This window comes from Granulicatella sp. 20925_1_45, assembly GCF_041433555.1.
Classification (GTDB): domain Bacteria; phylum Bacillota; class Bacilli; order Lactobacillales; family Aerococcaceae; genus Granulicatella.
In genome coordinates, this window is the sequence record NZ_JAPWBR010000037.1 from 1 (window position 1) to 1,917 (window position 1,917).

21 tRNA genes are annotated in these 1,917 nt (G+C 52.1%); all 21 read right to left on the reverse strand.

From position 1 onward, the window contains the following. Positions 1-44 precede the first annotated feature (44 nt). Positions 45-116 (reverse strand) — tRNA-Glu (locus tag O3798_RS08600). Positions 117-129: 13 nt separating this feature from the next. Further along, a tRNA-Gly gene (locus tag O3798_RS08605) sits at positions 130-200 on the reverse strand. Between the two features lie 13 nt (positions 201-213). Then, positions 214-286 (reverse strand) — tRNA-Asp (locus O3798_RS08610). Between the two features lie 9 nt (positions 287-295). Next, positions 296-368: transfer RNA gene (locus O3798_RS08615), tRNA-Val, on the reverse strand. Positions 369-373: 5 nt separating this feature from the next. Further along, a tRNA-Glu gene (locus tag O3798_RS08620) sits at positions 374-445 on the reverse strand. A gap of 20 nt (positions 446-465) precedes the next feature. Continuing rightward, a tRNA-Ser gene (locus O3798_RS08625) sits at positions 466-553 on the reverse strand. Positions 554-597: 44 nt separating this feature from the next. Beyond that, a tRNA-Ile gene (locus tag O3798_RS08630) sits at positions 598-671 on the reverse strand. 9 nt (positions 672-680) lie between these two features. Then, positions 681-751 (reverse strand) — tRNA-Gly (locus O3798_RS08635). 11 nt (positions 752-762) lie between these two features. Then, positions 763-835 (reverse strand) — tRNA-Phe (locus tag O3798_RS08640). A 16-nt stretch (positions 836-851) separates the two neighbouring features. Then, positions 852-924, reverse strand: a tRNA-Asp gene (locus O3798_RS08645). Positions 925-927: 3 nt separating this feature from the next. Next, positions 928-1,000: transfer RNA gene (locus tag O3798_RS08650), tRNA-Met, on the reverse strand. Positions 1,001-1,009: 9 nt separating this feature from the next. Continuing rightward, positions 1,010-1,099, reverse strand: a tRNA-Ser gene (locus O3798_RS08655). A 13-nt stretch (positions 1,100-1,112) separates the two neighbouring features. Continuing rightward, positions 1,113-1,186, reverse strand: a tRNA-Ile gene (locus O3798_RS08660). Positions 1,187-1,202: 16 nt separating this feature from the next. Beyond that, a tRNA-Met gene (locus tag O3798_RS08665) sits at positions 1,203-1,276 on the reverse strand. Between the two features lie 19 nt (positions 1,277-1,295). Continuing rightward, positions 1,296-1,368: transfer RNA gene (locus tag O3798_RS08670), tRNA-Ala, on the reverse strand. A 9-nt stretch (positions 1,369-1,377) separates the two neighbouring features. Further along, positions 1,378-1,451, reverse strand: a tRNA-Pro gene (locus O3798_RS08675). 4 nt (positions 1,452-1,455) lie between these two features. Beyond that, a tRNA-Arg gene (locus O3798_RS08680) sits at positions 1,456-1,529 on the reverse strand. A gap of 18 nt (positions 1,530-1,547) precedes the next feature. Then, a tRNA-Leu gene (locus O3798_RS08685) sits at positions 1,548-1,633 on the reverse strand. Between the two features lie 25 nt (positions 1,634-1,658). Next, a tRNA-Gly gene (locus O3798_RS08690) sits at positions 1,659-1,730 on the reverse strand. A gap of 13 nt (positions 1,731-1,743) precedes the next feature. Continuing rightward, a tRNA-Thr gene (locus tag O3798_RS08695) sits at positions 1,744-1,816 on the reverse strand. A gap of 4 nt (positions 1,817-1,820) precedes the next feature. Then, a tRNA-Leu gene (locus tag O3798_RS08700) sits at positions 1,821-1,902 on the reverse strand. Positions 1,903-1,917: the final 15 nt, after the last annotated feature.

Here is a 1,917-nt window from a genome sequence, read left to right on the forward strand (position 1 = left end):
GACAAAGAGCCAATAAAAAAAGCCTACGCAAGTAGACTTAAGGATGACCCGTACGGGACTCGAACCCGTGTTACCGCCGTGAAAGGGCGGTGTCTTAACCGCTTGACCAACGGGCCAGGATAATATTAAAGCGGGTGACGAGAATCGAACTCGCGACAACAGCTTGGAAGGCTGTAGTTTTACCACTAAACTACACCCGCATTTTATAAAAAGCGGTCCCGACGGGAATCGAACCCGCGATCTCCTGCGTGACAGGCAGGCATGTTAACCCCTACACCACGGAACCACTATGAGATGGAGGTTAACGGGATCGAACCGCTGACCCTCTGCTTGTAAGGCAGATGCTCTCCCAGCTGAGCTAAACCTCCAAATATGACCCGTACGGGACTCGAACCCGTGTTACCGCCGTGAAAGGGCGGTGTCTTAACCGCTTGACCAACGGGCCAGGAAATGCAAATAATAAAACGGAGAAGGAGGGATTTGAACCCTCGCGCCGGTTTCCCGACCTACACCCTTAGCAGGGGCGCCTCTTCAGCCTCTTGAGTACTTCCCCATCATCCAAGTTTATTATTTTTCTGATAATAACAATGTTATTAATGGGCCTAAATGGACTCGAACCATCGACCTCACGCTTATCAGGCGTGCGCTCTAACCAGCTGAGCTATAGGCCCTAAATATAAAGCGGGTGACGAGAATCGAACTCGCGACAACAGCTTGGAAGGCTGTAGTTTTACCACTAAACTACACCCGCATTATTTAGAATGGCTCGGGACAGAATCGAACTGCCGACACCTTGAGCTTCAATCAAGTGCTCTACCAACTGAGCTACCGAGCCGAGTAATTTCGAGATACGGTCCCGACGGGAATCGAACCCGCGATCTCCTGCGTGACAGGCAGGCATGTTAACCCCTACACCACGGAACCTAATTGCGGAGGTAGGACTCGAACCTACGACCTTCGGGTTATGAGCCCGACGAGCTGCCAACTGCTCCACCCCGCGATAATGTTAAGGAGGATAAGGGATTCGAACCCTTGCACGCTTTTACACGCCTGACGGTTTTCAAGACCGTTCCCTTCAGCCGGACTTGGGTAATCCTCCAAGATATAACCTATGGACCTTGTAGGACTCGAACCTACGACCGGACGGTTATGAGCCGTCTGCTCTAACCACCTGAGCTAAAGGTCCAAGCTCTAAAAGAAAATAGCGGCGAAGGGGATCGAACCCCCGACCTCCCGGGTATGAACCGGACGCTCTAGCCAGCTGAGCTACACCGCCATAATATTATTAAGTTAAATGGAGACTAGCGGGATCGAACCGCTGACCTCCTGCGTGCAAAGCAGGCGCTCTCCCAGCTGAGCTAAGCCCCCATAAGGAAATCGGGAATACAGGATTCGAACCTACGACCCCTTGGTCCCAAACCAAGTGCTCTACCAAGCTGAGCTAATTCCCGAGTATGCACCCAACAGGAGTCGAACCTGTAACCGCTTGATTCGTAGTCAAGTACTCTATCCAATTGAGCTATGGGTGCAATTTATATTCAATTAAATGCCGAGGGCCGGGGTCGAACCGGCACGGTCATCACTGACCGCAGGATTTTAAGTCCTGTGCGTCTGCCAATTCCGCCACCCCGGCATGGGCCATGGTTTTACATTGGCAAAGCGGAAGACGGGGTTCGAACCCGCGACCCCCACCTTGGCAAGGTGGTGTTCTACCACTGAACTACTTCCGCAATTTAATTTTAATGCCGGCTAAAGGACTTGAACCCTCGACCCTCTGATTACAAATCAGATGCTCTACCAACTGAGCTAAGCCGGCTAAGTGCGGGTGAAGGGACTCGAACCCCCACGCCTCGCGGCGCTAGATCCTAAATCTAGTGCGTCTGCCAATTCCGCCACACCCGCAATTTCTACTATGAG